This window comes from Amycolatopsis albidoflavus (assembly GCF_039525725.1).
In the GTDB taxonomy this organism is placed as follows: Bacteria; Actinomycetota; Actinomycetes; order Mycobacteriales; family Pseudonocardiaceae; genus Amycolatopsis; species Amycolatopsis albidoflava.
The window spans coordinates 152,676-167,400 of record NZ_BAAAHV010000031.1 but is presented as its reverse complement, the minus strand read 5'-3'; the positions used below and the strand labels follow the sequence as shown (position 1 = coordinate 167,400).

Here is a 14,725-nt window from a genome sequence, read left to right as displayed (position 1 = left end):
CGGATCACCTGTACTCCCTCAATCTCTCTCGCACGCCGACTGTCACGCCGCCCGCCGCGAGCACCGACAGCACGCCTACGCCCGCCGCGAGCGCGGTGAGCGCGTTGTCGCCGGATCTGGTGCTGTCGAGGAATTCCTGACGGCAGACGTCGATCGCGGCCTGGAGGTTCGTGTCGAGCCGGGCGAACGCGGCGGCGGCGCTGTTCGGGCTCACGCTCGTCGCGAAGTCCACCGCCTCCTGGTACTGCCCGCCGTCGTCGAGGCGGCGCACCTGAAGGTGGGCCAGCGACCATTCGCGCGCGGCTTGTTCCGCGGCTTCGATCTTCTTCTCCCCCGCGGTGCCGGACGCGAGGTCGCGCGCCTGGCCGAGCAGGCCGCCCTTGCCGTCCGCGCCGACGAGATTCTCGGCCAGCTTGATGAACTGCTGCTCGTACGCACCGCCGTCGCCGCGCGCGACCAGCGTGAGGGTTTCGTCCGCGCGTGCCTGCAGCGCGTAGATCCGGGCGCGCACCAGGATGTCGACCTGCGACGTGCCGTCGGTGCGCCCGGTCGCGACGAGACTGCCCTGCACGACGAGCGCGACCGCGCCCCACAGCAGCGACAGCACCATGCAGCCGGTGGCCACGAGCAGACCGATGTTCAGCACGCGGTTTGTCCGGCGGGTCAAGTAGATCTGCGCGACCACCAGCGCCGCGAGCGCGGCGAGGACCAGCGCGACCGCTGCCCACGGCACGTCGCTGCTGCTGTCCTGCTCGTCGGAAAGCTTCTGGGTGTGCGCTTTGTAGAGCGAGTCCGCGGCGGGCAGGATCGTCGAGCGCATCAGCTGCGAAGCCTCGCGCAGATACGAAGCGCCGGACGGGAAACCCTGCCGGTTGTTCGCCCGCGCGGTCTCGACGATCCCGGTGTAGACCGGAACCTTCTGGTTGAGGATGTCCACCTGGTTGGCGGCGTTGCCGACGTCAGTGGTGTCCGACGCCGCGCGGGCGAGCGCGGATCCCGCTTCGGCGATGTCCTGCTCGTACCGCTTCCGCAGCGCGGGCGGTTCAGTGCCGACGGAAAGGAAAGCGCTGGCCGCGGTGGCGTCCGCGTCCGACAGCGAGCGGAACACCTGCTGCGCGGCCGCCGCGAGCGGTTCGCGGTGGTCGATCAGGCCGTTGATCGTGTTGTCCTTGTCCTTCACGGACAACACGCCGACGAGCCCGGCCACCAGCGACAGCACCACCAGCGCGACCGCGATCAGCGACAGCTTGCCGGGCGTGGTGGTCGTCGATCTGACGACCGCTCGCACCGCCTGGCCGGGCAGGTCCAGCAGCCCGGCGATTCCGCTGCGGCCCCGAAATTCCTCCGGTGGGGGCTCGGCAGTCGTTTCCGGCCGCGTCGCAGTGCTGCTCATCCCCGATCCTCCCCGTGTGCCACTCGCAGAAGGTAGCCGGTCGGGCAAGTCGCAGCGAACGACACCCGGAAGGTGTCACCTGCACGTGATCTCAGCCAGCGCAGCGACCGTGGCTTCGGCCTTTCTCGCCGGTTCCGCTTGTAGCGGTGCTGCGCAGCAACCCCTGGGTTGCTGCTTCGGCCATTGCCGCGCGTACGTCGACGCACCATGGGCCGTCTGCGCGTAGTTCGACGTACGCGCCTTCGCCGTTCTTCAACTCCAGCTCGCGTTCTCCGTCTACCGCGATAACGCCGCCACCTGCGGCAAGGTCGACGCGTACGCCGGGACGCAGCACTCCCCAGCCGCGTACGCCGACTGGACGCACCACGCCGGGCGCGATGGCGGCGTGCACCACGTACGCGGAGCTCTCGACTGGACCAAGCTGTAGCGCTACGCCATCCGCGCTCGAACGAGAACTCGGACACAGCTGTCCGGCGATGCTCGACAGGCCAATGCCGTCCGGCTCGGCGAAGGTGCAGTAAAGCTCGGTGAGCGCGGTGGGATCCCAGAGCGCCTTCGCGCCGACGTGTTTGTTCATCGAGACCGCGACGTCCACCAACGCGATCTCGCGGCGGTTCTTCGTGACGACCTCGAGCATGCTGACCCGCTGGGTCACGAGGTCCGCGTCGACCTGGCCGCTCGCGACCATCCCGGCGGCCAACCCGGCCACCGTGGCCTCGCCGGCCTGCGGGAACGCGTTGTTTGTACCAGTCGGCAGCGCGAGCAGCGGCACGTCGCCGCAGGCCTTCGCGGCGACCCGGGCGGTGCCGTCGCCGCCGAGGCACACGATCACGCCGGCCCCGGCGTCGACCATCCGGCGCACCGCGTTGACGGTGTCCTGCGCGGTGCCGGTGAGCGTGTCCTCGTCGCAGAACTCGACCGCGGGCAGCGGGTCGCGGCCGAGGTCGCGCAGCACGGCGGCGGAGATGCCGCCGAGATCAGTGGAGAGCAGCACGCGTTCGACGCCGGTCACCGCGAACGCCGACAGCAGCCGGCGCACCAGGTTGGCCTTCTCCTCGACCGGGACGGCCGACGCCTGCGTGACGAGTCTTCGGATGTCCTGTCCGGAGGCAGGGTTCGCCACTATCCCCGCAACGACTGCCCCCATCGGGCACCCCCCAAGTCTGCTGCCGCCAGGGGGCCAGCACACACGTCCGGCCGCGCGGAGGAAAGGGTTGCACGGACGTTGCATCGCACCGTGCCTCCACGCCGGCCAGAGCCTACCCTGGGTTCCCGCGTGGCTACCCATCGTTCAAACGAGAGAAGCAAGCCCTTCGTAGGTGTACCCGGCTTCCTCGACGGCGGCGCGGACAGCCGTCTCGTCGAGGGCTTCGGCGCTGCGGACCGTCACGTGTCCGGTTTCGACGTCCACGGTCACGTTCTCGACCCCGGGCACCTCGGTGAGTTCTTCGGTGACCGACTGCGCGCAGTGGCCGCAGGACATCCCGGTGACGAGATAAGTGTTTTCGCTCATGTCCGGGAGCCTACGAGCCCGCGGACTGGCCACGATCGGGTGATCCACAATGGCCGGTCAGGCACAGAAAGCCTTGGCGGGCAACAGGATCCGCATGGTGAGACAGCTCGGGCCCGGAGACGAAAGAAGCCACCACCCCCGGAACCGGGAGTGGTGGCGACTTAGCGATTAGACGCAGGTCAGATCAGGCTGACCGACGTGGCCTGCGGGCCCTTCTGGCCCTGGCCGATCTCGAACTGCACGCGAGCGTTCTCCTCGAGGGTACGGAAACCGTTGCCCTGGATCTCGCTGTAGTGCACGAAGACGTCGCCGCCGCCGTTGTCGGGAGTGATGAAGCCGAACCCCTTCTCGGAGTTGAACCACTTCACGGTGCCCTCAGTCATCTAAACAATCTCCATACATAACACCAAAACAGGAAGCCGACCGACGTCCTGGGCCCAGACACGGGCGAGATGTGTTCCCCGAAGAGGAAGATCACGCCCGCTGAGTTCTGCGAGCGTGCTTTACCACGAACACAAAAATCGAGACCACCGAAAGTAAAGCACAGCGGAGCGGGCCCGGACAAGCCGACTCACCCCAGTTCGCGCCGCCGGGTCACTCCCCGCTGGCCTGGCGAAGCGGCGCGCCGAACGGCGAGCGCCAGTCAGTGCCCTGGTCGGACGCGACCACGGCGACGTCGTGCGCCTCCGCACTGGCGCTGAACAGCACCGGAACCACTCCGGACCGGGTCTGCTCGGGCACCTCGGCGACCGCGCCGTGCTCCGGCTCCTCGCGCACGACGGACACCAGCGCACCGGCCCGCGCGGACCGGGCCCGGCCGCGAGCCGTCGCCGCGGCGGTACGGGATTTCCCGTCCTTTTCGTCGGCCATGACGAACTCCCCTCGTTCCTTCCCCGCGCCAAGCGGGGGATGACCGCGATGGTGCCATCCGGCACCGACAAAATCCGGCCGAAACCGGTTGTCCCCACCCCTGAAACGCGCCGATTGGCCGCGAACCGAGCCGGGGAGCGTGTCCACCCGGGAATTTCCCCAACCGAACGCCGGCCGAACCTGGCCGAGCGAACCGGGTCCGGATGCCGAACCCCGGGAACACCGTCAGGCTACCTGAGCCAACCCCCGGCAGCTACCGAACATTCCCGGCGTTTCCCTGTGTTCTCAGGAAGATTTCAGGTCCCGGACGGTCGCGGGGCTCCGAGAAGCGTGCTGAGCCGCACGTCCGGAGTAACGACGTCCGGGTCCGTGCGCACGTCGATCACACACGGCCGCTGCCGGACGAGCGCGCTCGCGATGATCGGCTCCAGCCGCTCGCGATCGTCCACCGTGTACCCCGCCGCGCCGAGCCCGCGCGCCCACGACGCGAAGTCCGTCAGCGGGATGGTTACTCCGGACAGCCGTCCGTGCGTACGCGCCTGATGCATCGCGAGGGGGCCGTGCAGGCCGTTCTGGAACACGACCACCATCACCGGCGCGCGGTAACGCACAGCGGTCTCGATCTCTTGCCCTGTCATGAGCGTGCCCGCGTCGCCGACCATCGCGACCACAGCTCGCCGCGGCTCGGCGAGCTTCGCCGCTACTGCCGCGGGGACCGCGTACCCCATCGCAGCGTTGCTCGGACCGAGCTGGCTGCGCGGAGCGGTGAAGCACCAGTAGCGGTGCATGAACTGCGCGAAGTTGCCAGCGTCACTTGTGACGATGGTGTCCTCCGGCGCGAGCTTTCGCAGCGCGCGCACGACGTCGACCGGATGTACGCGCGTGTTGTTGCTTGTGTTCGGCGGTGTCATGAAGGTGTGCACGGCGGCGTTCGCGGCCGACGCTCTGCGCGTACGCGGCGAAGCGATCGCGCGCAGCTCCTTCAGGAACGGCTCGACCTCAGTGTCCACACGGAACGTCAGGCCGCGGCGGCGCTGTTCGTCGATGCCAGTGCCGACAAGGACAAGCGTCTGCTGCGGTGTCGGATAGCGGAAGCCCTGCGTCGTGACTTCGTCGAGCTGAGTGCCGAGCGCGAGCACGAGGTCGGCCCGTTCGAGCGCGTCGAGCTGGCGCGCGGGGATGCCGAGACCGAGGTGCCCGGCGTAGCGCGCGTGGTTCTCCGGGAACGCGTCCTGGCGGCGGAAAGCGTTGTACACCGGGAGCGCCAGCTCGTCCGCCACCGCGATCAGCTCGTCCCGCGCCGACCGCGCGCGGCCGCCGACGATGACCACCGGGTAGCGCGCTTCGTCCACCAGACCGGCGACAGCTTCAGCCGAACGGCCCAGCGTTCCGGTGGCCGGCGGGCGAACCTTCGCCACCGGTTTGGCCGAGTCGTACGGCACGCCCCAGGCGTCGCTGGGCACGCCGATGACGACCGGACCCGGCCGTCCTTCGCGGCAGCGGGCGAGACCTTCGGCAAGAAGATGCGGCACGTCGTCCGGGTCGTCCGCGCGGACGACCCATTTGGCGATCGTTTCGAACATCCCGGTCGAATCGGACGCCGGCACCTCGCCGGTGAGCACCGGGTCGAGCGCGGGGGTTTCGAGCAGCACGACCATCGGCGTCTCGTCCTGATACGCCGTCTGCACGCCCATGACCAGCGCGGCGGCGCTCGGACCGCGGCTGGAGAGCAGCACGGCGGGGCGTTCGGTGAGCTTGCCTTCGGCCTCGGCCATGAAGGCGGCGCCCGAATCGTGGCGGGCCGAAACGAGCGTGACGTCGCGCTCGCGGCGGAGCGCGTCGAGCAATTCCAGGAACGACTCGCCGACGACCGCGTACACCCGGCGAACCCGGGCCTCGTTCAAGACGCGTACGGCCGTTTGCGCGACGGTGGTTCCCACTTGGTATCTAATGAGGAGAGCTTAGGGCGGCACCGTGAACCGGCGTCAAGTGATCTTGAACAACTCGCCGCGGGATTGTGCCGATTGCCGGATCGCGCTGCCCACCAGTTGGGAGGACGCCGTCGTGACATCCGCCGAACATGAGACTGTTTTCACTTATGGGGCTCCGGCGCTCAAATACGGAACCGGCTCGAGCGACGAAATCGGATACGATCTTGCCCAGTTCGGCGCGCGCAGAGTGCTCGTCGTCACCGACCCGGTCGTCGCGGCGACCGGCTGGCCCGAGCGGATCGCCGAGGGCATCCGCGGCTACGGGATCGCGGCCGAGACGTTCGACGGCGTACACGTCGAGCCCACCGACGTCAGCATGCAGAAGGCCGTGGACTTCGCGCGCGGCACCGGCCCGTACGACGCGTTCGTGGCGGTCGGCGGCGGCTCCAGCATCGACACCGCGAAGGCCGCCAACCTGCTGACCAGCAACGACGGCGAGCTGATGGACTACGTCAACGCGCCGGTCGGCGGCGGCCGCGCCCCGGCGAATCCGCTGAAGCCGCTGGTCGCGGTGCCGACGACGACCGGTACCGGGTCGGAGAGCACCACGGTGTGCGTGCTGGACGTGCTGTCGCTGCGGGTGAAGAGCGGGATCAGCCACCTGCGGCTGCGCCCGACGCTGGCGGTCGTGGACCCGCGGCTCACCGTCAGCCAGCCCGCCGGGGTCACCGCGGCGAGCGGGATGGACATCCTGTGCCACGCCGCGGAGAGCTACACCGCCAAGCCCTACACCGAGTTCGGCCGGAAGCGGCCGGAGGAGCGGGTGCCGTACTGCGGGTCGAATCCGCTGGCGGACATGTTCGCGGAGAAGTCGCTGCAGCTGCTGTCGTGGGCACTGCCCGCCGCGGTGCGCGACGGCGACGATCTGGCCGCGCGCGAGGCGATGGCGCTGGCCGCGACGTTCGCCGGGCTCGGCTTCGGCAACGCCGGCGTGCACATCCCGCACGCCAACGCGTACCCGATCGCCGGGCAGGTCCGGGATTTCCACCCCGACGGCTATCCCGGAGACGAAGCGATGGTGCCGCACGGCATGGCCGTCTCGCTCACCGCGCCCGCCGCGTTCCGGTTCACCTTCGCCGCGAACCCGGAACGCCACCAGCGCGTCGCCCGGCTACTGGCCCCGGATTTCGAGTGGTCCGGCGACTTCGCAGATCACCTGCCCGCCGTGCTGACCATGCTGATGCGCGAGATCGGCCTGCCCGCCGGAATCGGCGCGGTCGGCTATCGCGAGTCCGATGTGGACTCTCTCGTGGAGGGAACGCTGAAGCAGCAACGGTTGCTGGCCACCGCGCCGCGCACACCGTCCGAAAAGGACCTGGCCGGGATTCTGCGCGACTCGGTGCAGCTGTGGTGAACTACCCGCATTGGCAGACGGTTCCGTTGCGGTGGAAGGACAACGACGTCTACGGGCACGTGAACAACGTCGTGCACTACTCGCTGATGGACACCGTCATCAACACCTGGCTGATCGAACGCGGCGGCCTCGACATCGAGTCCGGGCCGGTGATCGGGCTGTGCGTGGAATCGCGTTGTGCTTACCACGCCTCGGTTTCGTTCCCGGACGCTCTGCGGATCGGACTGCGGGTGGCGCACCTCGGGCGATCGAGTGTGCGGTACGAGATCGGGATGTACTCGGCCTCTGAGACTTTGGTGGCGGAGGGGCATTTCGTGCACGTGTTCGTGGATCGCGAGTCCCGGCGGCCGGTCGAGGTGACTGGGAAGTTGCGGGAATCGTTGGCGGGGCTGGCTGTTTGATCATTTGGCCGCGCGCAGCGCCCGGCCGCCGAGTTCGCGCAGGTGCTCCATCAGCTCCGGCGGCTCGTGCACCTCGAACTCGCGGCCGAGGCTGGTCAGCCGGAACGCCAGCCACTCCAGAGTGTCGGCCGGGCTGACGACGCGGCAGGTGCGATCGTCCACCGCGGTCACTTCGCTTGCCGCGCCCCAAATCCGCGCCACCTCGTCCGCCGGCGCGTGCACGGTGACCACCGCGCGATGGGTCGGGCGGGAGGTGTGCAGCTTCTTGGTCACGTACGCCGCCGGGTCCTCCGCGGGCAGATCTCTTGCGGTGAACCGGGTCCCGATTGGTCTTGGTTTTTCGATGCGGTCGACGCGAAAGACCCGCCAGTCGTCCCGGTCGGTGTCGAACGCCAGCAGGTACCAGCGACGACCGGACGACACCAGATGATGCGGCTCGACCAGCCTTTTCGTCGCCTCTTTGGCGAGGTAATCGAACCGCAGCCGCTCGCGGTTGGCGATCGCCGTCGCGAGGACCGTGAGCGACTCCGGATCCACGCGCGGCCCGTCGTTCACCGGCAGCGGCACCGTCGCCTTGCTCAGCACGCTCACCCTGCGCCTCAATCGGGACGGCAAGACCCTCTCCAGCTTGGTCAGCGCCCGCACCGACGCCTCGTCAATCCCCGTCACCGCGTGTCCCGACGCCATCCGCAACCCGACCGCGATCGCGACCGCCTCCTCGTCGTCGAGCAGCAACGGCGGCATCGCACTGCCCGCGACCAGGCGATATCCGCCCTCCGCACCCATCGTCGCCTCGACCGGATACCCCAGCTCGCGCAACCGCTCGATGTCCCGGCGAACCGTGCGCCCCTCGACACCCAGCCGCTCCGCCAGCTCACTGCCCGGCCACTGCCTCGGCGTCTGCAACAAGGACAGCAACTGCAGTAATCGCGCCGCACTCATGATCTAGGACCATATCTGACCTACATGGCCTCTAGCGTTCTCGCCATGAACATTCGCCCGTTCCGCATCGACATCTCCGACGCCGCCCTCGCCGACCTGCGCGCCCGGCTCACCCAGACCCGCTGGCCGGCGCCACTGCCCGGCGAAGGCTGGGACCGCGGCGTGCCGACCGACTGGCTGCGCGAGGTCGCGTCCTACTGGGCGACCGGCTACGACTGGCGCGCCCACGAGGCCCGGTTGAACGAATTCCCGCAGTTCCAGACCGAAATCGACGGGGTCGACCTGCACTTCCTGCACGTCCCTTCTTCTGTTTCGGATGCCACGCCGCTGTTGCTGACGCACGGCTGGCCGAACTCCTTCGTCGAGTTCGCTGATCTGATCGAGCACCTGTCGGACTTCCACGTCGTCGTCCCTTCGCTGCCCGGTTTCGGCTTCTCCTCCGCCCCCGGCACCGGCTGGGACACCGCCCGCGTGGCCCGCGCGTGGGCCGAACTGATGCGCCGCCTGGGCTACCGCGACTACGTCGTCCAAGGCGGCGACCTCGGTGCCTACGTGGCCCCAGAAGTCGCACGGGTCGGTCCGGTGCTGGGCGTCTACATCACCGCTGGCCTGGGGATTCCTGGTGAAGGCGACTTAGGTGAGCTGGACTCGGCGGAGCGTGCCGCGTTCGCCGAGATGATGTCGCAAGACTGGATGAATGGCGTCGACCACCACTCGCTGCTGCGGGCCGCGCCGCAGACGTTCGCTTACGGATGGAACGACTCCCCCGTGGGCGCGCTGGCTTGGATGGCACAGAAGTTCCACGAGTTCGGCGGTGGCGGCCGGCCCCTGGACGAGATGCTGGACGGGTTCCTGACGAACCTGAGCGTGTACTGGTTCACCGAGACCTTCGGGACGTCGTCGTGGTCGTTCTACTCGAGCACCGGTTTCGCCTGGCCGCGGGGCCAGAAGGAGGCACCGACCGGGGTGTACAGCGGAGTGCCGGGGATCCGGCGGCTGGCCGCTCGGGAGTCGGAGATCGTGCACTGGCCGGTCGATAATCCGGCCGGGCACCACTTCATCGCGATGGACCAGCCGGAGGCTTACGCAGCGGATCTTGCTCGGTTCGTGACGCAGGTCCGGTCTATGCGATGAGGGTGGGCGTGCCGGGGTGGGCACCCACCCCGGCGAGTGGCCGGGTGGCGCCCGCTAGACTGAGCGCGCGGGCCGTTAGCTCAATTGGTAGAGCTGCGGACTTTTAATCCGTAGGTTCTGGGTTCGAGCCCCAGGCGGCCCACTCAAACTTCCAGGTCAGCGGCTTGTCTCGGACCTGCGGTCAAGATCGGCTCCCCGGTTTATCTCCGGTTTTGGGGGCGGACGGATTATCCAGCACCCCCTCCAAGGCCATCGCGGATCGCCCGCAAGGCGTTGTCCGGGTCCCGGAGCGGGCGACAGCAGACATCGAGCCAAGACGCCTAATCCCGACCGCCGTACAAACGAGTCGATTGGTCGTCTAGGTGTCCGTCGAGGCGTTTGCGCAGCAGTGTCGCCCAGGAAGCGGGCAGCGCCTCGGGATGGTTGAGGAGATGTTCGGCGGCGGCGCGGTCGGTGCGGTCGATGTTGAGCACGCGGTGCACTTCGGCGACGGTGATTCCGTGTGCCGGGCGAAGGACCAGGTCGAGTCGGTCGCCTGCGGTCAGGCGGCCTGGTCTCGCGACCCGGCAGTAGAGGCCGGTTCGGCCGGTGCGTTGGATTTGGACGGCGAGGTCCGGAAGGCTGTGGTGGGCGGCGAGCCGGTAGCACGGGCGGCGCGGCTGGGTTACCTGCAGCGCGACGGTGCCGACGAGGTAGATCGAGCCCACCACGACGTTGTCTTCCAGCATCTCCGCGGTAGTGAGGTTTTCGCCGAACGCCGGCGGGGCGACAGTGCCCAGAACTCCGGCCCAGGCCTGGTAATGCTCGCCTGGATAAAGGAGAACTGCCTTGTCCGGACCGCCGTGGTGTTTGCGGTCGCCTTGTTCGTCGTGTGCCAGGCCGAGCGGTCCGACGTCGACTGGACCGTGCACCGGGGTTTTCTGGATTCCGGACAGCACTGTGCGGCCGCGCCAGGACATCGGGCGCACGACGCCGGCGGAGACTACTGCGATGTGGCCGCCGTTCATCGCTTTCCCTCTGGCCGCGGGTGAAAAAGCACGGGTAACTCCTCTCGGGGGCACCGGAGCGGGGCGGCAGGCCGTCGACCTGCCGCCCGCTTCGGATCAGTTGGCTTGCGCAGCGCGACCTTCGGGAAGTCGATGGGGACCGACAGCGCGACGTTGAGGTAGTTGGTGAAGAGGTTGAGCGCGACGTGCGCTACCAGCTCCACGATCTCTTCGTCGTCGAAGCCCGCCTTGCGAAGGGTTTCCACGTCAGAATCGGTTACGTGGGCGCGGTTTTCCACCAGCTTGGCCGCGAAACCGAGCGCGGCGTCGGTGCGCGGATCGGCGGAGTGGCCGGCCTGGGCGTGACTCATGTGCTCGGCGGAGACTCCGGCTTTCCGGCCGAGTGCGGTGTGGGCCGCCAGGCAGTACTCGCAGCCGTTGCGGTCGGCGACCAGCACCGCGATCTGCTCTCCGAGCTTGGCGCCCAGCCGTCCGCCGCCGAGGGCGCCGAAGCCGGCCCACATCATCTTGAGCGCGGCGGAGGAATTGGCGACGGCCTTGAACATGGCCGGGGTGGCGCCGAATGCCGCGGTGATTTCGGATAAGAGGGACTTCGCTTCGCCGGTGGCGTCCTGGGGGTCGATCAAGGTCACTCGGGACATCGGGGTTGGTGCTCCTGTCAGAGGTGGAGTTGTTTCGTGAGTGTGTTGAGGGAGTGCGAACGTCAGGTGCAGGTCCCGTCAACCGTGCAGACGGCGTCCGGGGCGGCCGTGTCAACGGGCGTTTCGTCGATCAGCCGGGTTACGGCGGTCGCGAGTTCCAGGTCTTCGACCGCGCCGAAATAGTGGCCTCGGAGGTTGCCGTCGCGGTCGATGAGCACCAGGGACGGCGTGCCCCGCATTCCGTACCGGCCGAAGGTGATCGGTGTCGGATCACCTTCGCGGTGCGCGTCGACGCCGACCGGGAACCTGATCTTGTACTCGGACAGGAACGCTTCCAGACTGGTCGGCGTCATCGCCTCGTGGTGCTCGAAAACGCTGTGCAAACCGACCACGGCGAGGTCATCGCCGAAGAACCGGGCCAGCCTGCTCGCTTGCGGAAGACCGTGACTCACGCAACCGGGGCACAGCATCTGGAACGCCTCCAACGCGACCACCCGGCCGCGCAGACCGGCCAGCGTCAGCGGATCGCTGTTGAACCACCGGGACGTCGTCCATTCCGGAGCCGCCGCTTCCCCGAGGACAGCGGCGGTCACCACGCGGACTTGGCATAGGGCTGCGACCACAGCCTGACCTGCAGCGTGACGGATTTGAACCAGGCCTGGAACATCGCCTCGACCTGCTCGTCGCTGTGCCCGCCCGCGGTGAGGAACGGGCGGATCGTCGCGCTGATCGGGTAGACGAACGCGATCAGGTAGCGCAACGGGATGTGCGGCACCGAGTCGGCCCGGTCGATCTTGTTCTTCTTTTCCGCGGTGTGCCGCAGGGCGATTTCCTGCTGATACGCCAGCCATCGCTCGTCGTAGGGGCGGGTGCAGGTGTCGACGATCCACTGCCCGAACCGCGACCGCACCCGGTCGAGATAGTCGGTTATCGGCTCGCCGGACGGCGTGGAGAAGTACGCGAGCAGATGCGGATGCGAGCCCACGAAGCCGTACCAGACGTCGAGGACCTGCTCGATCTGTCCATTGAGGACTTCACCGGCCGTGCGCAACGCGGCCTCGTCGTCCGGTCCGAAAAGGACGGTCGCCTTCAGTTTTTCCAGGTCTTCCGCGGTGACCGGGGACGCCGGGAGCGCTGAATCGTCATGGGTGTAGCCGGGTATGGCGGGAGCGTTCATCTCATGCGCTGCCTTCCTTGGGGCCAAGGCCTTCCTTGTGCCTGCATCGACAGCATGCCACAATATCGCTAGGAGTCCTACCTACCCGTTGCCGAGAGCGAGAGAGAAGCAATGACCTCCGCCGAGAACACCGATCCGTTGACCACCGCGGCAGGCGCACCAGTCGCCGACAACCAGAACAGCCTCACCGCCGGCCCGCGAGGTCCGGTGCTGCTCCAAGACCTTTGACTGCTGGAGAAGCTCGCCCACTTCGACCGCGAGGTGATCCCGGAACGGCGGATGCACGCCAAGGGGTCCGGAGCCTTCGGGAAGTTCACCGTCACGCACGACATCAGCCAGTACACGAAAGCCGCACTCTTTAGCCAAGTCGGCAACGAGTGCGAGACGTTCGTGCGCTTCTCCACGGTCGCCGGGGAACGCGGCGCGGCGGACGCCGAACGCGACATCCGCGGATTCGCCACACGCTTCTACACCACACAAGGAAACTGGGACCTGGTCGGCAACAACACGCCGGTCTTCTTTCACCGCGACCCGCTGAAGTTCCCCGACCTGAACCGCGCGGTCAAGCGGGACCCGCGGACGAACCTGCGAAATCCCGAGAACAACTGGGGTTTCTGGACGAACCTGCCGGAGTCGCTCCACCAGGTCACCATCGTGATGAGCGACCGCGGCATCCCGAAGACCTACCGGCACCTGCACGGCTTTGGTTCGCACACGTTCAGCCTCATCAACGCCGCAGGCGAGCGACACTGGGTGAAATTCCATTTCCGTACCCAGCAAGGGATCGAGAACCTCACCGACGAGCAGGCCACCGAACTCATCGGCCAGGACCGCGAATCGCACCACCGCGACCTCTACGACGCCATCGAGCGCGGCGACTATCCTAAGTGGACGCTGTACGTGCAGCTCATGCCAGAGGCGGACGCGGCGACCTACCGACTCCACCCGTTCGACCTCACGAAGGTGTGGAGCAAGAAGGACTACCCGCTCGTCGAGGTCGGCGAACTCGAACTGAACCGCAACCCGGAGAACTACTTCGCCGACGTCGAGCAGGCCGCGTTCACCCCGGCCAACCTGGTGCCGGGAATCTCGGTCAGCCCGGACAAAATGTTGCAGGCTCGGCTGTTCTCCTACGGCGACGCGGCCCGCTACCGGGTCGGCGTCAACCACCACCAGATCCCGGTCAACTATCCGCGCGCGGCCACGCTCGTGAACACCTACCACCGCGACGGAGCCATGCGCGTCGACGGCAACCAGGGCGGCGTCCCGGGCGTCGAGCCGAACAACTTCGGCCGCTGGACGGAACAGCCACAGCACGCCGAGCCCGCGTCCGCCGCCGGCGCGGTTGCCGACCGGTTCGACTACCGCGAGGACGACGACTTCGAGCAGCCAGGCGACCTGTTCCGAAGCATGACCGAGACGCAACAGCAGGCCCTCTTCGACAACACCGCGCGCGCGATCAAAGGCGCGCGAACGGAAACCGTCGAGAAGCACATCGCGAACTGCAGCCGGGCAGACCCTGCTTACGGCGCCGGAGTCCGCAAGTCCTGCGAGGCGATCGGCGCGCTCTGAGTGCTACGCCGCCGGCTGATGCTCCGGGCAGTCGGTGCGCAAATCCGTCAACGGCAACGGTGTCCGCAGCAGCTCGCAATGATGCGGCGCCGACGGGTCAGCGTGCTTGGGGTCAGCGTGCTTGTCGGGGCTGAAGAAGCGGCAGGTGGTGCACATCCGCGCGACACTCACCACCCCCTGGCGTTGCAGGTCCGCGATGACCTGGAGGAGGGTGTGCAGGGTCGTCGCCCGGTCGCTCGTGGGCAGCTTTCCCAGCGAGGTCACCACCTGCTCGTCCCACGCCGCCAGTTCACGGGCGACCGCCTCGCCTCGTTCGGTCAAGATGAGCCGCCGACGGCGGCCGTCCGGGATCGGGGACCGCGTGAGCAGTTCCTTGCGCTCCAGCGCGCCGACCGCGTCGGACATCGTCGGCGTGGTGACGTCGAACTCCGCGGCGAGCGCGTTCACCTCGCGCCGGGCCTCGGGCTGCCGGGACAACGCCAGCACAGCCTGCTGCTGCAACGGCGACAGGCCGTGGCCACGGGCGCTGCGCTGCGAGAGCGACCGCAGACCGTTTCCGAGCCGTTCGATGGCGTCGGCCAGCCTCCGATCCAGGTCAGCCTCGCCGTGCGATCCGGTCATGCGCTCCGCCTTGAAGTTAGGACTCCTTACCGTTTCATGGTAGACCACGGACGCGGCAGACCTCGGCCGATGACGGAACGGGTACGCGAGGCACGCTCGGTTCGAGGAG

General features: G+C 68.0%; 16 protein-coding genes and 1 tRNA gene. 5 read left to right on the top strand and 12 right to left on the bottom strand.

Annotated elements, in window-relative coordinates; all coding sequences use genetic code 11:
• Positions 1-4: 4 nt before the first annotated feature.
• From ABD156_RS45260 to ABD156_RS45235, 6 genes are all read right to left on the bottom strand, one after another.
• The gene (locus ABD156_RS45260) at positions 5-1,393 is read right to left on the bottom strand and encodes a hypothetical protein (RefSeq protein WP_344287961.1); all 1,389 of its coding nucleotides are present in this window, start codon (positions 1,391-1,393) and stop codon (positions 5-7) included.
• A 91-nt stretch (positions 1,394-1,484) separates the two neighbouring features.
• Entirely contained in the window at positions 1,485-2,540 is a 1,056-nt protein-coding gene (locus ABD156_RS45255; protein WP_344287959.1) for an ATP-NAD kinase family protein, read from the bottom strand.
• Positions 2,541-2,684: 144 nt separating this feature from the next.
• Entirely contained in the window at positions 2,685-2,906 is a 222-nt protein-coding gene (locus tag ABD156_RS45250) for a heavy-metal-associated domain-containing protein (protein ID WP_009071751.1), read from the bottom strand.
• Between the two features lie 179 nt (positions 2,907-3,085).
• Positions 3,086-3,289 (bottom strand): cold-shock protein, encoded by a 204-nt coding sequence (locus ABD156_RS45245; protein WP_009071749.1) that lies wholly within the window; start codon positions 3,287-3,289, stop codon positions 3,086-3,088.
• A gap of 211 nt (positions 3,290-3,500) precedes the next feature.
• Positions 3,501-3,776, bottom strand: a complete 276-nt coding sequence (locus ABD156_RS45240) for a hypothetical protein (protein ID WP_344287954.1) — start codon at positions 3,774-3,776, stop codon at positions 3,501-3,503.
• Between the two features lie 296 nt (positions 3,777-4,072).
• Positions 4,073-5,716, bottom strand: a complete 1,644-nt coding sequence (locus tag ABD156_RS45235; RefSeq protein WP_344287952.1) for a thiamine pyrophosphate-dependent enzyme — start codon at positions 5,714-5,716, stop codon at positions 4,073-4,075.
• Positions 5,717-5,840: 124 nt separating this feature from the next.
• Between ABD156_RS45235 and ABD156_RS45230 the strand changes: the two genes are divergently transcribed.
• Together ABD156_RS45230 and ABD156_RS45225 are read left to right on the top strand one after the other, a co-directional pair.
• Positions 5,841-7,121 carry a hydroxyacid-oxoacid transhydrogenase gene (locus tag ABD156_RS45230; protein ID WP_344287950.1) on the top strand — a complete coding sequence of 427 codons (1,281 nt, stop codon included), beginning with the start codon at positions 5,841-5,843 and terminating at the stop codon, positions 7,119-7,121.
• Positions 7,115-7,522: an acyl-CoA thioesterase gene (locus tag ABD156_RS45225; RefSeq protein ID WP_344287948.1), complete on the top strand. Its 408-nt coding sequence runs from the start codon at positions 7,115-7,117 to the stop codon at positions 7,520-7,522. Before ABD156_RS45230 ends, ABD156_RS45225 begins: the two co-directional genes overlap by 7 nt.
• On the opposite strand, the gene ABD156_RS45220 is transcribed toward ABD156_RS45225, so the two are convergent.
• Positions 7,523-8,464 (bottom strand): helix-turn-helix transcriptional regulator, encoded by a 942-nt coding sequence (locus ABD156_RS45220; RefSeq protein WP_344287946.1) that lies wholly within the window; start codon positions 8,462-8,464, stop codon positions 7,523-7,525.
• A 45-nt stretch (positions 8,465-8,509) separates the two neighbouring features.
• On the opposite strand from ABD156_RS45220, the gene ABD156_RS45215 reads away from it, so the two are divergent.
• Together ABD156_RS45215 and ABD156_RS45210 are read left to right on the top strand one after the other, a co-directional pair.
• A complete protein-coding gene (locus ABD156_RS45215; protein ID WP_344287944.1) occupies positions 8,510-9,598 on the top strand; it encodes an epoxide hydrolase family protein in 1,089 nt (362 codons plus the stop codon).
• Positions 9,599-9,667: 69 nt separating this feature from the next.
• Positions 9,668-9,740 (top strand) — tRNA-Lys (locus tag ABD156_RS45210).
• A gap of 178 nt (positions 9,741-9,918) precedes the next feature.
• Here ABD156_RS45210 and ABD156_RS45205 read toward each other — a convergent pair.
• The 4 genes from ABD156_RS45205 to ABD156_RS45190 all read right to left on the bottom strand — a co-directional run bounded on the left by ABD156_RS45205 (position 9,919) and on the right by ABD156_RS45190 (position 12,423).
• Positions 9,919-10,605, bottom strand: coding sequence for an MOSC domain-containing protein (locus ABD156_RS45205; protein ID WP_344287942.1), 687 nt, complete (start codon positions 10,603-10,605; stop codon positions 9,919-9,921).
• Positions 10,602-11,237, bottom strand: coding sequence for a carboxymuconolactone decarboxylase family protein (locus tag ABD156_RS45200; RefSeq protein WP_344287940.1), 636 nt, complete (start codon positions 11,235-11,237; stop codon positions 10,602-10,604). The genes ABD156_RS45205 and ABD156_RS45200 overlap by 4 nt, the downstream gene beginning before the upstream one ends.
• A gap of 71 nt (positions 11,238-11,308) precedes the next feature.
• Complete coding sequence (locus ABD156_RS45195) at positions 11,309-11,839, bottom strand: thioredoxin domain-containing protein (protein ID WP_344287938.1); 531 nt, start codon at positions 11,837-11,839, stop codon at positions 11,309-11,311.
• Positions 11,836-12,423, bottom strand: a complete 588-nt coding sequence (locus tag ABD156_RS45190) for a protoglobin domain-containing protein (RefSeq protein ID WP_344287936.1) — start codon at positions 12,421-12,423, stop codon at positions 11,836-11,838. The genes ABD156_RS45195 and ABD156_RS45190 overlap by 4 nt, the downstream gene beginning before the upstream one ends.
• Positions 12,424-12,651: 228 nt before the next feature.
• Between ABD156_RS45190 and ABD156_RS45185 the strand changes: the two genes are divergently transcribed.
• On the top strand, positions 12,652-13,995 hold the full coding sequence (locus ABD156_RS45185) for a catalase (RefSeq protein WP_377928371.1): 1,344 nt from the start codon (positions 12,652-12,654) through the stop codon (positions 13,993-13,995).
• A 3-nt stretch (positions 13,996-13,998) separates the two neighbouring features.
• Here ABD156_RS45185 and ABD156_RS45180 read toward each other — a convergent pair whose 3' ends face one another.
• The gene (locus ABD156_RS45180; protein ID WP_344287934.1) at positions 13,999-14,616 is read right to left on the bottom strand and encodes a MarR family winged helix-turn-helix transcriptional regulator; all 618 of its coding nucleotides are present in this window, start codon (positions 14,614-14,616) and stop codon (positions 13,999-14,001) included.
• Positions 14,617-14,725: the final 109 nt, after the last annotated feature.

What these genes read in the sequence shown, in the direction of transcription:
- ABD156_RS45180 (WP_344287934.1), bottom strand. Translation starts at nt 14,616, where the DNA reads ATGACCGGATCGCACGGCGAGGCTGACCTGGATCGGAGGCTGGCCGAC.
- ABD156_RS45255 (WP_344287959.1), bottom strand. Translation starts at nt 2,540, where the DNA reads ATGGGGGCAGTCGTTGCGGGGATAGTGGCGAACCCTGCCTCCGGACAG.
- ABD156_RS45205 (WP_344287942.1), bottom strand. Translation starts at nt 10,605, where the DNA reads ATGAACGGCGGCCACATCGCAGTAGTCTCCGCCGGCGTCGTGCGCCCG.
- ABD156_RS45215 (WP_344287944.1), top strand. Translation starts at nt 8,510, where the DNA reads ATGAACATTCGCCCGTTCCGCATCGACATCTCCGACGCCGCCCTCGCC.
- ABD156_RS45190 (WP_344287936.1), bottom strand. Translation starts at nt 12,423, where the DNA reads ATGAACGCTCCCGCCATACCCGGCTACACCCATGACGATTCAGCGCTC.
- ABD156_RS45245 (WP_009071749.1), bottom strand. Translation starts at nt 3,289, where the DNA reads ATGACTGAGGGCACCGTGAAGTGGTTCAACTCCGAGAAGGGGTTCGGC.
- ABD156_RS45250 (WP_009071751.1), bottom strand. Translation starts at nt 2,906, where the DNA reads ATGAGCGAAAACACTTATCTCGTCACCGGGATGTCCTGCGGCCACTGC.
- ABD156_RS45220 (WP_344287946.1), bottom strand. Translation starts at nt 8,464, where the DNA reads ATGAGTGCGGCGCGATTACTGCAGTTGCTGTCCTTGTTGCAGACGCCG.
- ABD156_RS45260 (WP_344287961.1), bottom strand. Translation starts at nt 1,393, where the DNA reads ATGAGCAGCACTGCGACGCGGCCGGAAACGACTGCCGAGCCCCCACCG.
- ABD156_RS45240 (WP_344287954.1), bottom strand. Translation starts at nt 3,776, where the DNA reads ATGGCCGACGAAAAGGACGGGAAATCCCGTACCGCCGCGGCGACGGCT.